13 protein-coding genes are annotated in these 14806 nt (G+C 61.0%); 10 read left to right on the forward strand and 3 right to left on the reverse strand.

Annotated elements, in window-relative coordinates; all coding sequences use genetic code 11:
- Positions 1–9 precede the first annotated feature (9 nt).
- The 10 genes from ACN0X7_RS15315 to ACN0X7_RS15360 all read left to right on the forward strand — a co-directional run bounded on the left by ACN0X7_RS15315 (position 10) and on the right by ACN0X7_RS15360 (position 13066).
- Positions 10–1656: a bifunctional serine/threonine-protein kinase/formylglycine-generating enzyme family protein gene (locus tag ACN0X7_RS15315; RefSeq protein ID WP_417518803.1), complete on the forward strand. Its 1647-nt coding sequence runs from the start codon at positions 10–12 to the stop codon at positions 1654–1656.
- Entirely contained in the window at positions 1649–3859 is a 2211-nt protein-coding gene (locus ACN0X7_RS15320; protein ID WP_417518805.1) for a GspE/PulE family protein, read from the forward strand. The genes ACN0X7_RS15315 and ACN0X7_RS15320 overlap by 8 nt, the downstream gene beginning before the upstream one ends.
- Positions 3859–4899 carry a type II secretion system F family protein gene (locus tag ACN0X7_RS15325; protein ID WP_417518807.1) on the forward strand — a complete coding sequence of 347 codons (1041 nt, stop codon included), beginning with the start codon at positions 3859–3861 and terminating at the stop codon, positions 4897–4899. The genes ACN0X7_RS15320 and ACN0X7_RS15325 overlap by 1 nt, the downstream gene beginning before the upstream one ends.
- 34 nt (positions 4900–4933) lie before the next feature.
- The gene (locus ACN0X7_RS15330) at positions 4934–6877 is read left to right on the forward strand and encodes a hypothetical protein (RefSeq protein ID WP_417518809.1); all 1944 of its coding nucleotides are present in this window, start codon (positions 4934–4936) and stop codon (positions 6875–6877) included.
- On the forward strand, positions 6874–7725 hold the full coding sequence (locus tag ACN0X7_RS15335) for a hypothetical protein (RefSeq protein WP_417518811.1): 852 nt from the start codon (positions 6874–6876) through the stop codon (positions 7723–7725). Before ACN0X7_RS15330 ends, ACN0X7_RS15335 begins: the two co-directional genes overlap by 4 nt.
- Positions 7726–7837: 112 nt before the next feature.
- A complete protein-coding gene (locus ACN0X7_RS15340) occupies positions 7838–9106 on the forward strand; it encodes an ATP-binding protein (RefSeq protein ID WP_417518813.1) in 1269 nt (422 codons plus the stop codon).
- 10 nt (positions 9107–9116) lie between these two features.
- Positions 9117–9863: a PP2C family protein-serine/threonine phosphatase gene (locus ACN0X7_RS15345; RefSeq protein ID WP_417518815.1), complete on the forward strand. Its 747-nt coding sequence runs from the start codon at positions 9117–9119 to the stop codon at positions 9861–9863.
- A 346-nt stretch (positions 9864–10209) separates the two neighbouring features.
- Positions 10210–11880, forward strand: a complete 1671-nt coding sequence (locus ACN0X7_RS15350) for a secretin N-terminal domain-containing protein (protein WP_417518817.1) — start codon at positions 10210–10212, stop codon at positions 11878–11880.
- A complete protein-coding gene (locus ACN0X7_RS15355; protein ID WP_417518819.1) occupies positions 11877–12317 on the forward strand; it encodes a hypothetical protein in 441 nt (146 codons plus the stop codon). The genes ACN0X7_RS15350 and ACN0X7_RS15355 overlap by 4 nt, the downstream gene beginning before the upstream one ends.
- Before the next feature lie 2 nt (positions 12318–12319).
- A complete protein-coding gene (locus ACN0X7_RS15360) occupies positions 12320–13066 on the forward strand; it encodes a hypothetical protein (RefSeq protein WP_417518821.1) in 747 nt (248 codons plus the stop codon).
- Here the strand turns inward: ACN0X7_RS15360 and ACN0X7_RS15365 are convergent.
- The 3 genes from ACN0X7_RS15365 to ACN0X7_RS15375 are packed head-to-tail and all read right to left on the reverse strand — an operon-like array spanning position 13060 to position 14806.
- A complete protein-coding gene (locus ACN0X7_RS15365; protein ID WP_417518823.1) occupies positions 13060–13866 on the reverse strand; it encodes a prepilin peptidase in 807 nt (268 codons plus the stop codon). The two genes, ACN0X7_RS15360 and ACN0X7_RS15365, sit on opposite strands and share 7 nt — an antisense overlap.
- Positions 13863–14192: a PilZ domain-containing protein gene (locus tag ACN0X7_RS15370; protein WP_417518825.1), complete on the reverse strand. Its 330-nt coding sequence runs from the start codon at positions 14190–14192 to the stop codon at positions 13863–13865. Before ACN0X7_RS15370 ends, ACN0X7_RS15365 begins: the two co-directional genes overlap by 4 nt.
- An 8-nt stretch (positions 14193–14200) precedes the next feature.
- Entirely contained in the window at positions 14201–14806 is a 606-nt protein-coding gene (locus ACN0X7_RS15375) for a hypothetical protein (RefSeq protein WP_417518827.1), read from the reverse strand.

Genomic DNA, 14806 nt, shown 5'->3' on the forward strand with positions numbered 1-14806 from the left:
GGCTGAAAGATGACACTGGCGGGACAATCGGAGCCGGCGCAGAAGAATCCTTCTTCCGCGTCGGTCTCCGCCTCTTCGCAGCGACCCGATGCGACGTTTCCGGCTTCCAGTGCACGCCTCGATACGCCAGGATCGAGGTTCCGAAACTGGGAACACATCGGTCGCGGCGGCTCGGCTGATGTCTTTCGGGTCCACGATGCGCTTCTGGGAATCGATCTGGCGATCAAGCTTCTGCGCAGTGACCAGCAGCAGTCGGAACGCAATCGCAAGCTGATGCTCAGGGAGGTGCTGGTCTCCCGTGCCTTGCGGCACACGGCGATCTGCCCAGTACACGACATATACGACGGGCCGGAAGGATTCGGCGTCGTCATGGATCTGCTGGAAGGTGAGGAACTCAGCGACTGGATCGCCGCGAACCGCGATCGGCAGATCGAGACATTCGACGATCGGCTTGGCCTTTTGCTGCAGATAGCGGACGCGCTTTCGGTGGCCCACCGACGCATCGTTCACCGGGACTTGAAACCGGCGAACATCTTTCTGATGAATGGCGATATCAACCGACCGCTGATTCTGGACTTCGGCCTTTCGCTGTTGGACAAGGACGAAGGCACCGGCCTGAAAGGCGGCACGCCGCGTTATATGGCTCCAGAACAGTTTGACGGCTTCGTCGATGTCCGAAGCGATCTCTTCTCGTTCGGGGTCATCGCCTACGAACTATTGACAGGTCAGCATCCGCTGGGCCGCGCCCGGCCCAGCAAGATCACACGGACCGACTGGATCGGCGTGGACCTGCAGTCGCCCGGCAAGCTATCGGACGTTGTTTCTGCAGGACTCGACCGGCTGATCATGCGGCTGTTGAGCATTGACCCTGACAAAAGGCCACAAAGCGCGACCGAGATCGTCCGTTCGCTGCATGCCATCATCGCCGATCGCACCGGCGACCGGGTGCGGGACGGACAGAACGATCAACTAACCGATATCACGGTCCCGGAGGGCGAATACCTGATCGGTTCGCCGCCCAACGTCCGGCACGCAGCCGAGAAGCCGATGCGCCGTATCAAGCTCTCTTCCTATCGCCTGACCGAAACTCCGGTCACAAACGCCCAGTATCTCGCCTTTGTGCGCGACACCGGCGCAAAACCACCGCCCCTGATCGATGACCCGGTATTCGGGCAGTCTGACCACCCTGTCGTGATGGTCGACTGGAACGAAGCCCGTGCTTTCTGCACGTGGACGGGAGGACGATTGCCGACAGAAGCCGAGTGGGAAGTGGCCGCCAAGGCCGGCGCAAAGGCTGTCGAATACCCTTGGGGCGATCAGCCACCGGGGCCCGCATTCGCCAATTTCGATGAGGCGGTCGGCGCGACGACACCTGTCAAGGCCTATCCCGAGGGGCGGAACCGCCTGGGCTTCTGGGACATGGCCGGCAATGTCGCCGAATGGTGCCAGGACGGGTATTCGGAACAGGCCTACCGGCAATTGCGGGAAGGCTGTGAAGATCCCTGCCATGATGACACAACGGATCAGAAACGAGCCATCCGGGGTGGCGGTCACGAGGGCATGGCGCATCTGTGCCGATGCGCATTCCGGGACGGGGTCGATCAGTCGTCTCGGCGCAACGATCTCGGGTTTCGTGTGGCGTTCGACAATGGCTGACTCACCACGCAAGAACATGACCGAAGCCGATTCGACAGCTTCGGGCTGGGACGACGAAACGGTCATGGACGCGGCTGACGAGATCGCCGCGACGCATCAGACCACCCTGGATGGTCCTGATGCGGTTGCCCCCGGCCAGGACGATGAAAACCCGGTGTCCGACGAACCGGGAACACCATACGAAGCCATCGAGGAGACCCAGCCGGACGAAACCCTCCCGGATGCAGCGATCGAGGCGCTGACATCGCCACTCGACCTGGTCACATCCCCTGCACACGAAAATGACAATCCCGTCGTCCGCAAACTTCTGGAACAGGCCGCAGCGCGACGAAGTGGTCAGGCCCTGAAGTTCCTGACCGAATCCGGCGAGGAGAATGCCGAGACCGTTCTCTTTCCTTCCGAACCGGATAAAAAAACGTTGGATGACGAAGACCATCCGGCGGGCGGCCCGCCCGTCGCGCCGGATCCAAAGGCCCAGAGTAACGTGTTGCGCGGTTTCGCCCGTGATCTGGTGCGCGATGGCAGGATGCAGGAGCGTCGTGCCGTCTCCGTCGCCCTGAAAGCCCGCGAAGCAGGTGTCAGCTTCCTGCGCATGCTGGCACGCGACCGGATGGCCGGAGATCTTGCGGAAGTCTATCGTGCCGTTGCACGGCGCTGCGGTCAGGACCTGATCGCGGACAAGTCGACATTGTTTCCGATCCTGGAGCATGCGCAGTGGCTTTCGGCCAGTCTTGCGGACCGCTTCGAGGTACTGCCGCTCAGCAGCCCGGAAGATGGTGTGTTCCGATATGCCACCGTCGATCCGTTCGATGTCGCCGTGCGCGACTGGATTCAGCGCCGTTCGGGCAGGGACCAGGTTGTCGCCATACCGGTCTTGCCAGATGTGCTGCTGGACGGACTCGGGCGCTATCGCTCGCTCGGATCTGACAGCGACGATCATGGCACCATGTTCGTCCCCATTGATATTTCCTGGGCGGCCGAAGAAACGCGCGCCGAGAATATCGAGGGCTGGGATATCCCCGTCGTGGTCGACTATATCCTGCACAAGGCACATGAGTTCGGGGCCTCGGACGTCCACATCGAACCTACTGGCGAAAACCTTATCGTGCGCAACCGCGTCGACGGCGTGCTGCATGAGGAACTGCGCCTGCCGCGCGAAATGCAGGCCACGGTGATCGCACGCATCAAGGTGCTGTCCAATCTGGATGTCGCCGAGCGCCGCCTGCCCCAGGATGGCCGCATCAGTGTCGCGATACGTGACCAGCCCGTGGACATTCGCGTGTCCACCTTGCCGACGGTGACCGGCGAAAAGATCGTAATGCGCCTTCTCGATGAATCGGCACTGCGGCCGCGTCCGGAAAGTCTCGGCCTGACGGACCATGACCTGCGGCTGCTACTCGACCGCATTAACGCACCCTACGGGATGATCATGCTTTCCGGGCCGACCGGGTCGGGCAAGACTACGACACTCTATTCCTGCCTTTCCTCAATCGACCGTGTGGCGCGCAACGTCGTCACCATCGAGGATCCGGTCGAGTACCGCCTGAAAGGCGTGCACCAGACCCAGGTCAACGATACCATCGGCATGACCTTCGCCAATGGCCTGCGGACCATTCTGCGGCAGGATCCGGACGTGATCATGGTGGGCGAGTGCCGTGACCGCGAAACAGCTCATTTGGCGGTGCAGGCATCACTTACCGGCCATCTCGTCTTCTCGACGATCCATGCCAACGATGCGGCGGGCGTTGTGAACCGGCTTCTCGACATGAATGTGGAGCCGTTTCTGATTGCCAACGCCCTGTCACTGGTTATCGCCCAGCGGCTGGTCCGGGTACACTGCGAACATTGCGTCACAACGCTGGACGGTCAGGAGATTCTTGCGGGCCTGCGGGCCGAGGGCGTTTCCGCCGAAAAGCTCCATCGTCTGGGAATCCGGATCGAGCCTGATCTGCCCTATTCGGCCACCACCGGGTGTTCGCACTGTCGGCATACGGGCTATGCGGGCCGGCAGGCGGTGCACGAACTGTTCGCCATGACCGACGAACTGCGCGAAGAAATTCTTTCAGATCATTTCGATCTGTCGCGGTTCCGGGGGGTCGCGCGCGATGCCGGCATGATGTCCATGATGGAGAATGCCATTTACCTGGTCGAAGAGGGACGCACCTCCTTCTCCGAAGTAATCCGAGTGCTGGGTGACAGCTGATGCTGAACACCGTCAAGCTCTCCAACCTCTACATCTTTACCCGCCAGTTCTCGGCGATGATCAACGGACGTCTGCACCTGACTGTGGCCCTGGCCAATCTGGCCCGGGAACTGCCGCGCGGCCGACTTCGCGATGTACTGGAATCCGTCACACAAGATGTGCGCGCCGGTGTCGACATGGCCGATTCCATGTCCGAACACCCCAAGGTCTTTGGCCGCCTGTATGTCAGTGTGGTCCGATCAGGGCTGAATTCAGGGCGTCTGGCCGACGCCCTGCAGCAGCTTTCCAACTATCTGGAGCAGAAGGATACCGTCTCCAAGAAGGTTCGAGCGGCACTGACCTATCCGTTGTTCGTGACGGGCGTGTTCATCATGGTCTTTCACATGATGACCTTCGTCATCCTGCCGCGCTTCGGCCAGATGTTCTCGACGCTGGGACGCGAACTTCCGGCACCGACACAGCTGATGATGGACCTGGGCGATGCCTATATCGAAAACTGGCCATTGCTGCTGATCGCGGCTGTCGGCGGCATTGTCATGCTGGTGACGTGGATCGCCTCGGACTCCGGCCGCATGCTGTGGGACGAATGGAAGCTGAAAATCCCGCTGATCGGAGAGGTCTGGCGGCTTTCGGCGTTTTCCCGTTTCTGTCGGACATTCGGTGTGCAGTTGCGCTACGGCATTCCGGCTGTTGAGGCCCTGCGTACTTCGGCAGATGCCGCTTCCAACACATATGTCTCGGAATCGGTGCACGACGTCGCCAACCGGGTCGAGGCCGGCAGTTCGCTTGCCCAGGCTTTCCGGGGTGAGGATATCTTCGGTGATGTCGTCGTGCAGATGATCGCAACCGGCGAAGAAGCCGGAACACTGGACGAGTTGCTGATCTCGGCATCGGAGTATTTCGACACGATCCTGCTGCAGCGGCTGACCGGTATCACGACCATGCTGAACCCGTTGCTGACCGCCGTCGTCGGCGTCGGCATCGCGGGCATGATGGTGGCGGCATTCCTGCCGGTTTTCGAACTGTCGGGGAATGTTTAGTCGACATTAACCATACAGGCCTAAACCATTACGCATGAGCCGGATTGCCGACATTGTTAAGCCCCGCGTGACGTCGCTGCTGCAGCGCGGCCGCAAGAACGTAAGCAAGGGTATTTCCACGGACTCTGAAAGTGACGCTCTGACAAGGGGAGCGCAGATCAGCGTGGATGCGGGGGGCTGGCGGCTCTCCGTGCTTTCCGATCAGGCCGATCGGACGGACCGTGAGGCATCGGACCGAGTCGTATTGCCTCCCGGCTATCGCAACAAGGGAGAACTACTGAGACAGGTCGAGGCTGCCTTTGCGGCGATTGAGCCGGAAGAACGCCGACGGCTCAAATGGATAGATCTTGCCGTCAGCGATCCACAGATCGAAGTTCTGGACAACCGGCTGATCCGGGCGGGAATGAGCGATCGGGAAAGCGCCGCCAAACTTGCGAGAGAAGTGCTCGGCCGGGATGAATCCGCTTTTGATGTCTGCGCGTTCGGTCCGGACCATCCGGGTCAAATGGAACGCAAGGTGATCGCTGCGGTGCCGTTGGACCGCATACGCGATTATCTCAGCGCAGCGGGCGACCTGGCCATTCGGATACGCTCGATCGCGCCCGTGGCGGTAGATGTCATCAGCCGTGCGACAGGACAACCCGAGTGCACAACGGGTTCGCTCGAAATCGGCTCACGCCATACCCAGATCATTCTGGCAGAAGGCGCCTCCGGGGCAATCGTACAGCGCGTCTTGCCCATCGGCACGCTTCATTTCGCATCCAAGCTTGCTGAAGCGCAGTCCCTGTCTGACGACGAGGCACTGGCGATGCTGGCTGACCGCGATCTGATCTCCCATCTTGACCTGAAAGGTGACGAGACCTCGACGCGGATGAGCCGTTCGGATCGCGCCCTGGTCTCGGTGGCCGCAAATCTGGTCCGCGACATCATCCAGACGATCGACGATTTTGCGGAAAACAGGCTGGCCGACCCCCCCTCCGCCCTTGCACTTTCCGGCAGCGTTGACGAGATGCGCGGCCTCCGGAACTGGCTTTCAGGTCAGATCGGTATCGCCTTTGAAACGCCGGTCTCAGTCGCGCATGCGCCGGGGCTGAAGGCACCCTTGAACTTGCTGCGCGGCACAAAAGATTCGCTGATCGTGCACGGCAAGACTCATTACCGGTTTCAGGACGACGCCTTCGTGCCTGACGAAGATGTGCGGACCGCAACGCCGCAGGCGAAACCGGCGGTAGAGCCTGGCCGGAAAGACAAGAACGGTGGACAACGCAAACGCGGTGCGAAACCCGAACCGGATATTCAGAAGCGGAACCGCCGCGCTTCGGTCGGCGCAGCCATTGTCGGCGCGCTTCTGGGTGTCTTCCTGATCAATGACATGCTGCTCTCACCGCTTCTGGCCGATACGCGGCGCAACTCCAATGCGCTGATTGCGACAGCGGACAGGACAACCTCTCTGCGGACGCAACTCGATGCATTGCTCGCCAGTCATGAACGTGATCTGCGGACCCGCGATCAGGTGACCAACAAGATTCTCTGGACCGAGAAGTTTCTAGCCATCTCCGAGGCAATCCCATCGGGATTATGGCTGACGGACACGACAATCATTCAGGACGAACGCAGCGTCGGTGCGACCGACGTCATTACGACGAAGCTTCTGATTCGTGGCCGCACGATGCTGGATGATCGCGAACATCTGTCCGAGGTGGCGACTTTCATTCAACGTCTTGAAGCCGATCCTCGCTTCATGAGTGATTTCCGCCAGATCACCTTCGAAGGGATGGAGCCGACAGATACGGGTCAGGTGACCTTTGAACTGCACGCATGGTACGACAGGAACAAGCGCAAGCAGGCGGCCGAGGCGATGGCGAGCGGCGAAAATGACGGAGCGCTGGACGGACTGAGGCGAACGACAGACAGTCGCAACGAAGTCCAGGAGAACATCCTGAACCTGGGCCCGCGCGGTCAGGAACAGTCCCGATGAAACTGTTCGGCCAGACACTTGAGATGCCGCCTCTGTCACCGCTGGTCCGTTCGCTTCTGTTTCTTGCGGCGGCGTTCGGTATCGCTTGGGTCGTGAACATGATGGTGATTCACGGAAACCTGTCAGCATCGGCCGCAGTGGTGCGCGCGCACCTGCTGCAGGATACGGACCGGGTCGCGATACGTCTCAAGGATGCCACCGAGCAGATCGCGGCGCAGGAAAGCCAGCCGCGGCTGACCTCCACGCCCGTCTTCATCGATCGCATTGGCCGGATCGCGATGGAACACGACGTCCCCATTCAGAGCATCCGCCCACACCAGGATCAGGAAGACCTGTTTCTGGTGGATATCAAGGCCAACTACCATGATTTCGAGGGATTCATCGCGGCACTGGAAGAACTGGATGTCGAACTGGTGGCCTTCGGCGCCAGGATCGAGAATGCGCCGAGCGAAGATCCGGAAGCCCTCTTCCAGATTCAGCTGCTGCCCAGCAACAATGCGCGTACCCTCAAGATTCCACGGCTGGCCGAACTGGCGAACGAGATCGGCTCTGCCGGACGGCGCAATCCCTTTCAGCGGCTCGACGCCAATACAGCGAATGGCGAGAATCGAATCGACTTGTCGGATATCCTCACGCTTTCGGGCATCGCCGAACTGGGCGAAGTGCGCATCGCCACCATCGACAATCAGGATTTCCAGATTGGCGATCAAATCTCCGGCCGCGAGATCACCTCGATCCTGGATGACCGGATCCTGCTGCGACGCGACGATCCCGGCGGAGTGGAACTCTATATTCTGCGGTTCAGGAATCAGCAGGCTGGCGACAACGGCGCTGGAGCACAGCGATGAGCGGCGGCATCGCTGGTTTTACAGGTATTTTAACATCTACCTGCCACTATTGGATACCGGTCCGGGGAAACCGCTTCTTCAGGTCCGGAAACAAATGGCAAAGTCCGGTACGATGATGACAGACGATGACCAGAAAATTGCTGAGCTTGAAGCGGCACTGGCGCAGTCCCGGTCGGAACTCGAGGTCCGCACCGAGGAGCTTGAGAACGAACGCGATCGGGCTGCCGCCGCAGATTCGGCGAAGGCAACCTTTCTGGCCACCCTCAGTCACGAACTGCGCACACCCCTGAACGCGATCATCGGTTTCAGCGAACTGATGCACAGCGAACAACTGGGCCCCGTTGGCACGGATCAGTACAAGACCTATCTCAAGGACATCACCGACAGTGGCAGACACCTGCTCTCGCTGGTCGATGACCTTCTGGATGTCTCGCGCATGCAGTCCGGCAAGATCGATTTCCAGGATGTTGAAGTCGATCCGGTCGAACTGATCCATTCCGTTGTGCGCCTCCTGGGCCCGGACGCCCGGAAGGGCAGCGTTCGGACCGATATCCGATTGTCACCTGGCCTCGGCCACATCCTCGGCGACGAGCGAGCCTTGCGGCAGATGCTGATCAACATCGTCAGCAACGCCATCCGCTATTCCAAGGAGTCCGGGCATGTCGTGATCGCCGCACGGATCGAGAACGACGACAGCCTGACGCTGACCGTGTCCGACAACGGCATTGGCATAGCGGAAGACAAGATACAGAAGGTGTTTGCGCCCTTCTTCCAGGGATCCAGCACGTTGAGTCGCAGTCATGGTGGCGCGGGACTGGGGCTCGCGATCGCCCGTTCGATGGTCGAACACCACGATGGCGAGATTTCGCTGCAGAGCGAGGAAGGCGTCGGCACCTCGGTGACAATCAGGTTCCCGGCCCGGCGAATTGTCCACAATGACGCCGAGGATGACATGACGCAGTTCGACGATGACGACGATTCCGTCGATATGTCCGTGTGCCTTCGGGTCACGCACAATGGACACCAGAATCTCATCTATCAGGACGGCGGTGAATTCGTGATCGGTCGACCGGACCCCCGTCGGCCCGATCTGATCTGCGATCTCTCGCTTTCGGACCCCCGTATTTCAAGGCCCCACGCCCGGATCATCCACAGCCAGGGACATTTCTACCTCGTCGATCAGAGCCGCCGGGGCTGTTATGTCGTGCGCCATGACGGTGGTACCGAGTTCGTGCACCAGAACAGCAGCGCGCCGCTTGATCATGGGGGGCGTATTCTGCTGGGTGACGGTCCCGGAACGGCCGGAGTGCCAAGCATCGAGTTCGAACTTTCCGAGACCGGTGATCAATCGAACTCGAATACGCTGATGGCGGCATCCTGATATGGTCTTCATGCCATCAGGCAGTCTCGCAGCTGAGAAATCTTCGGCAACTGCAATCGCCGGAAACGTCCTGCAGTTCTCCGGTTTCTCCATCAAGGGCGTCCGCCGGAAAGCGAACGGCGACCGATATCTCAATCTCACGGCTCCTCCCCTGCTGGTCGTCGCGGACGGTATCAGCAGTTCCGATGCCGGCGCTGAATCCGCGGAGGCCTGCATCAACGCTCTCGCCAGCGGCAGCAACGTGCTGGTTGAAAGCAAGAATCGGGAACGCGCTCTCAGGCAGCTTCTGGACGACGTGAACGGCAAACTGCTGTCGCGCAGCCTGAGCATGCCGAACACCGAGCGTCGCCGCGGCGGTTGTTGTGTCGCAGGCATTCTGGTGGATTGGCCGCAGCACAGGGTCATCGTCTTTCATGCTGGCGATTCGGCGGTCTTTCTGGTCACAGATGGAAAGCTGAAGCGCCTGACAAAAGACCATGCGTCCGCCGGCAATGCGCGGTCGATGCGTAAGGCCCGGATCCGAAGCGCGATCGGCCTGGTACCGTCACCCGAGATATCGATATCCGCGGTCCCGCTGGATCGGTCATTGTCTCTGTTGATCGCCTCGGACGGTTGCGACGACGTATTGCTGGAGGCCCTGTCGCAGCGTGGTTTCGATGAGAATTCCTGCGATCCGGAAATTGAGGCTCTGGTCTCGGGCCTCTCCCCCCAGGACGACGCGACAGCAATTCTGGCGACAGTCTCACCCGAAGCTTAAGCCTGCTTTAACCAAATGCATTCATCATGGTTAACCGTACCGGTGCGTGAGAGCCGGTGTTCCTGAGAAGAATTCCGGGAGAAACAGAACCATGGGCCCCAGTATGATCAGTCTTCTACGTGGTTTTCGCGCATCTCAGCGGTGCGCCGTCGCAACGGCGAGTTTGCTGCTTCTTTTATGGACATCGCCCACCGGCGCGCAACAGACAGCGGCCCTGCCCTGGAACGATCAGATCAGCTATAGCCGGACATCTGTAGATGATGATGTTCGCGCCGTGCTCCGCAGTATTCTGCAGACTGCTGGCCTGTCGGCATTTTTCCGACCCGATGTTGCCGGCCAGGTATCGTTGAAGTTCGACAAGGTGCTGCCGCGGCATGCCTTCGAACAGATCGTCACCGAACAGGGGCTGGCCTGGGAATACAATCCCGCCACCCGAACAGTCACCCTTTATGCCGATCAAAGCGGTACTGATCTGACACCGCGGCGTGAATTCATCACGCTGAGCTATGCCAGTTTTCCGGCGATCCGCAGCATGCTGACGCGGTTCAAGATCGGCATGGACGGTATCGACTACGATCCGGCCACCCGGACCGTTCTGGTGGAAGGTCGAGCGGACCGTATTGCCGAGATCAGCGCCTTGATCGCACGGGTCGAGAATTCTGCCGGGGTCCGCCAGGCGCAGGCCGAGGAGTTCGAAGCCAAGCGCATTGCCAATCGCCGCGCCGAGATCGAGGAACAGATGTACCGTCAGGCCGTCGAGGCAGATGTGAAGGTCATACCCCTGCGGTTCGCATCGGTTGGCGCAACGACGCGCCAGTTTCACGGCCGCTCGATCACTGTGCCCGGCATCGAGGAAACCCTGAAAGCCATGCTGGGAGATCTGAGCGTCGCACGTTCCGGCCAGCCCGGATTCGATGTCGGCGGCGGTCAGAACGGAGAAAGCGATCAGGCCTTCTATCGCCGGATGCAGGAGATCATCCGACCGCAGGTATCCATAGACCCCCGCACGAACTCCGTGATCGTTCGCGGTACCCCAAAAGCCATCGCCAGTGTCGAGAAGGTCGTTCTGGAACTGGATCAGCCGCTGAAGATGATCGAGATCGAGGTGATTATCGCGACCGCGCAGGTTGGCGTCGCCGAAGAACTGGGAGTCGCGATCCGCGGGTCGCTGACCGGTCAGGCGGGCGGCAATCGCAGTGGCGCAATCGATACAGGCACGAACGGCGGTCAGGTCGGCAATCAGGGCAATGGCTTCGACTCCAACGGCCTGAACGCTCTTTCCCTGTTGCCGGTGGCAGCAGCGGCAAATACTACGCTCGCGTCGTTCGTCATCAGCGGTGCGGGCAACATCCTGCAGCTTCAACTGAACGCGCTGGAGGAAGAGAACAAGGCGCAGGTTCTTTCCGCCCCCCGTCTCGTGACCCTGGACAACATCACCGCCCGCATCACGCGCGCACAGGATCTGTTCGTTCAGGTGGATACGGGTGGCGACAACGGGCAGGGACTGGCCGAGATCCAGACCGGCCTGACATTGGAAATCACGCCTTCGGTGGTGCCCTCGACCGTCGATGACCAGCGCAACCTGATCCGCCTGAGCATCAACGCGGTCAATTCCGCACCCGGTGCGGGCGTTTTCGGCCAGATCGATGTGCGCAGTCAGGAAGTCCAGACGGAAGTTCTGGTACCCAACGGCGGCACCTACGTGGTCGGTGGGCTGTTCGACGATGACCGGCTGGAACGCGATGCGGGCGTACCCGGACTGAAGGACGTCCCGCTTCTCGGATTTCTGTTCAGCAACGAGCAGTCGACCAACAACGTCTCCGAAACCATTTTCTTCATCACGCCGAGGATCATCGAGGAAGACATCCCGTTCGTTCGCGATATTGCCGAGCGGATCGGCACCCCGGCCTATATCCAGCAGCAGCGCAAGCGGCTGGCGGGCGCGTCCAGCGACCTGATGAATCAGACCGGCAAGCCCTTTCCGAACGCGATCCGGCTGCTGGAAGAAGACGAATGAGTCAGCTTCGCAAGGCAACACTGGCACGGCTGCTGACCACGTTCGCCTGGATGGGCGGGGTGCTGTGCCTGCTGGCGGTGGTTGCAGGTCCGGCCTGGTATCACCTGATCCATGTCAACGGCCTGCGTTCTGATATCGCGGACGCCGCCGAGGACATCGTTTCTGCTCAGAAGAATGAACTGGTGGTGCGCGAGAGATTCCTCTCCTTCGACACCCGATCACAGCAGCCGGCCAGCTTCGCCAGTGCGGCCGGCACGGCGGCCTGGCTCAACGATCGGCGGCTGATCCTGTCCGGCTGGCAGAAGCAGAACGGGCATTTCCTGATCCGGGTCCTGACGCGGCCCGAGGTGATCGAAGACCGATGGCTTCCGGCAATCCTGCTCGAACGGGAACTGGATCCGGCGGGACGAACAATAAGAACGACATGGGTGGAATGATCATGGTCGCGAACCGATACCGGCTGCTGGCCGTTGGCCTGCTGCTTGCCACTGGTGCCTGCCAGAGTGCGCGATACGGCACGTCGGAAGCACCAGTGACGGCGACGGCAACGCCACAGTCCGTTTCCCGGCAGCACGACAGCGCGTCGCCGGCGCAGAAGGCAGCGGCAATGCTGTCGGTCAGCGCCCCGCGCTGGCAGATCGGAGACCGCTGGCGCTACAATGACGGCTACGGGTTGCAGGTCGAGGACGCAGGCGGTGGCGTGACGCTGCTGCGCCGTCTCGACGATCCGACCCAGTGGATCAGCCGTCGCGGGTTTCTGCGCGAAGCGGCCCAGTCTGCGACCGCCTATCGCGAGATCGTCTACCGCTCGATCCCCGCGGACGCGGGCATGAGTCTCAGCGCGAATGAACCTCTGGTATTCACGCGGGAATACACGGCCAACAACGTCACGCGCGTGCATGTCACCTCATGGATGCTGGAGGGCCAGGAACGGATCTCCGTGCCTGCGGGCGCGTTCGACACCTATATCGTCGTAATGCGCACCCGTAACGCGGTGACCGGCTGGACCGGGTTCGAGCGATGGTGGTATGCGCCTGCCGCGCGCAACTATGTGCGCATGGAATACCGCTATGGCGACCAGGGGCTCGGCTCACGGGTTCTGATCGATTTCCAGCCGGCGGGAACACAGGTTTCGGAACTGGATCCGGACACTGCGACCGGCGATGCGGCAGCAGCGGATCAGTAGAAGCTGATCCCCATCGCCGCCACGAAGGCACCGGCGGCCAGCGCCGGTCCGAACGGCATGCGCTGATCCGTGCGCATCCGTTTCAGCGCAATCGCCGCCAGGGCAACCATGGTCCCCGCCAGAAATGCCAGTAACAGCGTGGTCAGCACGGCGTCCAGGCCCAGCCACGCGCCAATCATGGCGGCCAGCTTCGCATCGCCGCGTCCCATGCCCTCAACCCCGCGCAGCGCGCGATAGCCCGAACGGATTGCGGTCAGCGCACCGAAACCCACGGCGGCGCCGACAATGGCGTCGGCCGGTGACGTCAGAACCGAGAAGGCGTTGAACAGCAGGCCAGTCCACAGCATCGGCAGCACGATCTGGTCCGGCAGTATCTGGTGATCCAGATCGATGGCGCTCAGGGCCAGAAGCGCCAGCAGCAGAATACCGACACCCAGCGCGGCCCAGGTAAACCCCATCGCCAGCACGGCCGCGGCACCCAGGATGCCGCCGGCCAGTTCGATCAGCGGATACCGCAGGGAGATGCGCGCGCCGCAGTCGCGGCAACGCCCGCGCAGCATCAGGTATCCGGCCAGCGGGATATTGTGCCGGGCGCGGATCGCATGACCGCAGGCCGGACAGCGGGAACCAGGCGTTATCAGGACGCGCGGCCATTCATCGGAACGCGTTTCGTCAAGCGCGATGGGCGGCAGCCGACCGATCACGACGTTCAGGAAACTGCCGCCCATCAGGCCGAGCACGCCACCCAGCCCGACGCCGAAGGCGGGCCATTGAGCAGCCAGGTGCGGCAGGTCTGTCATTTGCCGTTCATCCGGCGGCGGATCCAGACCCCGACCGCATGGCGGTGCCGGCCGGGGTCCGTGAACTGAACCCCGTAGAATCCGTCTCCGCAGTGAACGGCCTTCACCTCGATTTCCGGCAGGTCCAGCACGCACAGCGCGAAGATGGCGCCGGGCTGCAGCGGCAGCTTGCCCTCCAGAAGCGCGCCGCCCATCGAAATGTCGGAGAGCCGGCACGGCACCGCGACATCGCCGATGATGGTCAGAACCGGTTCGGACGTCTCATAGCGGGTATGTGCGCGGCGGTCGCCGCCGCGCGTATCGGGTTTCGGCCGAACGGCTGGCATCTGATGGTTCATCGCAGCACCCTGAAATCTTCGATGCGGGCAATGCCGCCGACGTCAGTGTCAGCAACCGCCACCGGGCAAGTATCACCTGAAGATGTCAATGCAGTACAAATCGTGGCGGTCAATCCAGTCATTCTTGTGAGGACCTGATCAACATTCTGGAGCCTTACGGAAGAACCAAGAAACACTGTATCAACCTGGATCTTTCCGTCACTGGTTCCACCAGCATCAAAGGCTTCCAAGGCAACATCAATCGCATAGTTCTCGTCGATTTCGGCATATTGCCAGCGGCGTCTGTTTCCATTTGCCGACGGACCGTTCTGGTTGGCATTGGTCAATTCATTGCCAAAACCATCGGTCCTGGAGACACGGGTGTTGTCTGATGACTTGCAATCGTTGTTGCATGATCCATCCTCGCGAAGCCGGCTGAGAATATAATTCAGGTGTCCTTGCGCTGCCCAGTTGGCACGCACGCGGACCAGGTTTTCTTCCACCGCATCGGCTTCCGTAACGCCGGACTCCTGCACAAGTATGGCAGCACTGGTCATCGCCGCGAGACCCATGATGCTGATGGCAGCAATGGCGTAACCCGACTGTCGTACATGCGGTTCCAT

This window comes from Minwuia sp. (genome assembly GCF_048263705.1).
In the GTDB taxonomy this organism is placed as follows: domain Bacteria; phylum Pseudomonadota; class Alphaproteobacteria; order Minwuiales; family Minwuiaceae; genus Minwuia.

Coding starts and splice junctions, on each gene's coding strand:
- ACN0X7_RS15315 (WP_417518803.1), top strand. CDS start 10: ATGACACTGGCGGGACAATCGGAGCCGGCGCAGAAGAATCCTTCTTCC.
- ACN0X7_RS15320 (WP_417518805.1), top strand. CDS start 1,649: ATGGCTGACTCACCACGCAAGAACATGACCGAAGCCGATTCGACAGCT.
- ACN0X7_RS15325 (WP_417518807.1), top strand. CDS start 3,859: ATGCTGAACACCGTCAAGCTCTCCAACCTCTACATCTTTACCCGCCAG.
- ACN0X7_RS15330 (WP_417518809.1), top strand. CDS start 4,934: ATGAGCCGGATTGCCGACATTGTTAAGCCCCGCGTGACGTCGCTGCTG.
- ACN0X7_RS15335 (WP_417518811.1), top strand. CDS start 6,874: ATGAAACTGTTCGGCCAGACACTTGAGATGCCGCCTCTGTCACCGCTG.
- ACN0X7_RS15340 (WP_417518813.1), top strand. CDS start 7,838: ATGATGACAGACGATGACCAGAAAATTGCTGAGCTTGAAGCGGCACTG.
- ACN0X7_RS15345 (WP_417518815.1), top strand. CDS start 9,117: ATGCCATCAGGCAGTCTCGCAGCTGAGAAATCTTCGGCAACTGCAATC.
- ACN0X7_RS15355 (WP_417518819.1), top strand. CDS start 11,877: ATGAGTCAGCTTCGCAAGGCAACACTGGCACGGCTGCTGACCACGTTC.
- ACN0X7_RS15360 (WP_417518821.1), top strand. CDS start 12,320: ATGGTCGCGAACCGATACCGGCTGCTGGCCGTTGGCCTGCTGCTTGCC.
- ACN0X7_RS15365 (WP_417518823.1), bottom strand. CDS start 13,866: ATGACAGACCTGCCGCACCTGGCTGCTCAATGGCCCGCCTTCGGCGTC.
- ACN0X7_RS15370 (WP_417518825.1), bottom strand. CDS start 14,192: ATGCCAGCCGTTCGGCCGAAACCCGATACGCGCGGCGGCGACCGCCGC.
- ACN0X7_RS15375 (WP_417518827.1), bottom strand. CDS start 14,806: ATGGAACCGCATGTACGACAGTCGGGTTACGCCATTGCTGCCATCAGC.